We start from the raw sequence: 3,686 nt of genomic DNA on the forward strand, positions 1-3,686 counted from the left end.
GCGCAGCCCGTGAGCCTGGCCCACCATCTGCTGGCCTATGCCTGGATGTTCCGGCGAGACGCCATGCGCCTTGAAGACTGCCTTGACCGGGTGCGCGTCTCTCCCCTGGGCGCAGCCGCTCTGGCAGGCACAACGTATCCGCTTGACCCGCAAAGCGTGGCTGAGGACGTGGGCTTTACCGGGGTTTACAACAACTCGATGGATGCCGTGTCCGACAGGGATTTTGTTCTTGAAGCCCTGTTTGGCGGCTCCACCATCATGATGCACCTCTCTCGCCTGTGCGAAGAGATCATTCTGTGGGCCAATCCCGCTTTCGGCTTTGTCCGCCTGCCGGACAGCTACGCCACAGGCTCCTCCATCATGCCGCAAAAGAAAAATCCCGATGTGGCGGAGCTTATGCGCGGTAAGACCGGGCGCGTCTACGGCTCGCTCATGGGCATGCTTACAACCATGAAAGCCCTGCCCCTGGCCTACAATCGCGACATGCAGGAAGACAAGGAAGGTTTTCTTGACGCCGACAGGACAGTGGAAACATCTTTGCGGCTCATGGCCGGCATGATGGAAGAAATTTCCTTTCGCACGGAGCGCATGCGCGAAGCCTGCAAGGCCGGTTTCCTCAACGCCACGGAGCTGGCCGACTATCTTGTGGGCAAGGGGCTTCCCTTCCGCGAGGCGCACCATGTTACCGGTCAATGTGTGGCTGCGGCGGAAAAGCAGGGCAAAGGGCTTGAAGACCTTACCCTGCCCGAAATGCAGGCCCTTGAGCCACGCATTGATGAAGACGTGTACGCAGTGCTGGACTATACGGCCGCTGTACAGCGGCGTGAAACCTTCGGCGGAACCGGGCCGCAATCCGTGGCCGCGCAAGTGGCCCAGCTCAGAACATGGCTTGCCGGTATGGACGGCATGGCCCAGTAGCAGGAAACCCCTCGCATGTCCGCACCAACCGCACCAGAGTCCGACAGCGCGCCTGACGGCCAGTGGCCCCAATGGATGGAAGACACGCGCCTGGACGACACCCTGGCCGCCGACGCCTATGAAGCAACGCCGCCCACATGGCGGGCCGCCATAAAAACAGGGCTGGCTCTCGCGCACATGCATTTCGGCTCCAGTGCCGGGCATGGGCGCGAAACCCAAAGCAACGACCGGCTCGGCTTCTGGCGCGAACATGAAAATCAGGCAGCGGCCTGGACAATCATTGCCTTTCCGCCGTCCTATGCGGCGGCGGCACGTCTGGCAGCGGCCTGCATTGCCCCCATCCTGGCCGACGTTCCCCTTGTGGGCGCTGTCTGTGTAGGCGGAACACCCCACGCCTCCGCCCTTGTGAGCCTGGAATTGAGCGGTGTGGAAGACGTTTTTGCGCTGGATACCCCGGACCTGCACGCGCTGCTGGAACAATGCGGCCACGGCCACGGGCGCCTCCTGCTGCTGCATGCGGGGGAACTGAATCTGACTGCCGCTTTTGCACAGACTCTCGGCCTGCCCTGCTGGCAGGAAGACCGACCGCCAACGCTGGTACTGCCCCCGGCCCATGCAGAAAGCAGCTCCGGCGCGTGCGCCGAAAGTCCCGAATTTGACATGGAAGCTCTGGCCTTTGCGCAGGCCGGAGCAAACTTTGTGCAGTATGCCGCCCCAACGCACGCATCTTTTTCCGAAAACGCGATGCAAGACGTTCCGGCGCAAGGCACATGCACGGCCCGTGCCGCCGCGCAAAACGTTTTTCTGCCGAAAATCCTGGCAGCGGCCCCCCATCTGCCGCACCCTGCCGGAGCAAACGTCGCAAAACCCCATGCGCGATATGTTCTTTCCGGCCATGCCAGACATTCCGCCCGTTGCCGGGAGAAACACGCGCACGCAAGCGCCCCTCTGCTTACCCTGACGCCGGGCTGCGAGGGCTTCTGGCTGCACCCCGGTCTTACACCGGACTTTTTTCGCGTACACAGCCTGGCCTTCGGCCTGTTATAACCAGCCAGCCCAGGAGCCGCCATGTCGAGCCAATCCAGCATTGACCGCATCCGCAACATCGGCATCATAGCCCATATCGACGCAGGCAAGACCACCCTGTCCGAGCGCATGCTGTTTTACAGCCGCAAAATCCACCGTATGGGCGAAGTGCACGACGGCGCAGCCACTATGGACTTCATGCCCGAAGAGCAGGAACGCGGCATTACCATCATGTCCGCCTGCACCACATGCCAGTGGAACGGCCATACCATAAATCTCATTGATACCCCCGGGCACGTGGATTTCACCATTGAGGTGGAACGCTCCCTGCGCGTGCTGGACGGGGCCGTCGGCGTTTTTTGCGCTGTGGGCGGCGTGGAGCCGCAATCAGAAACCGTCTGGCGGCAGTCTGAGGACTTCGGCGTCCCCAAGATAGCCTTTATAAATAAAATGGACAGGATGGGAGCTGACTTCGAGGCGGTTTTAGCCGCCATGCGCCAAAGGCTCGCCGCCAATGCGGTCGCGGTTGCCATCCCCCTTGGTCAGGGCGAAGATTTTCGCGCAGTTCTTGACCTTGTGCATGAAGAATGCCTGACTTTTGACGAGAATGATCAGGGGCAAACCGTGCGACACGCCCCCTTCTCGCCTGAACAGGCTGCGCTGGCCGCTCCGTGGCGAGAGCAGATGCTGGAAAAACTGGCCGAGGCTGATGAGGAATTTCTGGTTCCCTACCTTGAAAACACGCATGACGCCAATGCCGTTCTCGCCGCCATGCGCCGGGCCGTCCTGGCCCGTAGCATAACCCCGGTCTTCTGTGGTTCTGCCCTGCGCAACGCCGGTATACAGCCTGTGCTGGATGCCGTGTGCCGCTGGCTGCCTTCTCCGCTGGATGTTCCCCCGCCTGTGGGGCTGGACGCTCAGGGACATGAGGTCACGGTGCTGCCCGATGCCGGCGCTCCGGCGGTGGCGCTTGTGTTCAAAGTTCTGCTTGAGGAAAACAGAAAACACTGTTTTCTCCGCATGTACGCGGGGCGCATTCATGAAGGCGACAACCTGCGCAACACGACACAGGGCAAAGATGACCGCCTGAACCGTCTTTACAGGCCCCACGCCGACCGCCGGGAACAGCTTGAGATGGCCTCTGCCGGAGAAATTGTCGTGGCCGTAGGCCTGCGCTCGGCCCATACCGGCGAAACTCTCACCTCGCGTGACAGGCAGCTTTCGCTTGAAAGCATTGAGGCCAACGCCCCGGTGATCACCCTCGCCCTTGAGCCGCGCAATGCCGATGAAGGCAAAATTCTGGACGAAGCCCTGACCCGCTACGCCGAAGAAGATCCCACCCTCAAGATGCAGATGGATGACGATACGGGCATGCGCATGGTTTCCGGCATGGGCGAACTGCACCTGGATGTGCTGCTGGAACGCATGCGGCGCGAATACGGCATCAGCCCACGTTCGGGCAACCCGCAGGTCGTCCTGCGCGAAACCGTGCGCAAGGAAGCCGCCGCCACCGTGACTTTTGACCGAGAACTGGGCAAAGAGCACCATCAGGGTACGGTAAGACTGCGCGTGGCCCCCCGGCCGCGTGGCAGCGGCAATCTCGTGGAAGTGGGCGGCTTTCTGCCCGACAATCCCGAAGAGGCACGTAAGATTCTGCCCCGCGTGTACGTGGATGCGGCCGTCGAAGGTGTGCGAGACTCCCTGCAAAGCGGCGACATCACAGGCTACCCGGTCACGGATGT

Annotated in this window: 3 protein-coding genes; all 3 read left to right on the forward strand. The window is 61.7% G+C overall.

Features of this window, described 5'->3' with window-relative positions:
* A partial coding sequence (gene argH / locus V6C16_RS09240) for an argininosuccinate lyase (RefSeq protein ID WP_333543058.1) occupies window positions 1–918 on the forward strand: 918 nt, incomplete at its 5' end.
* Between the two features lie 15 nt (window positions 919–933).
* The gene (locus tag V6C16_RS09245) at window positions 934–1,965 is read left to right on the forward strand and encodes a hypothetical protein (protein WP_333543059.1); all 1,032 of its coding nucleotides are present in this window, start codon (window positions 934–936) and stop codon (window positions 1,963–1,965) included.
* Between the two features lie 21 nt (window positions 1,966–1,986).
* A partial coding sequence (locus V6C16_RS09250; protein ID WP_333543060.1) for an elongation factor G occupies window positions 1,987–3,686 on the forward strand: 1,700 nt, incomplete at its 3' end.

The organism is Desulfovibrio sp. 1188_IL3213 (genome assembly GCF_036763145.1).
Taxonomy (GTDB): Bacteria; Desulfobacterota; Desulfovibrionia; order Desulfovibrionales; family Desulfovibrionaceae; genus Desulfovibrio.

Bases quoted from the DNA above. Each gene is read 5' to 3' on its own strand.
- V6C16_RS09245 (WP_333543059.1), top strand. From the start codon at position 934: ATGTCCGCACCAACCGCACCAGAGTCCGACAGCGCGCCTGACGGCCAG.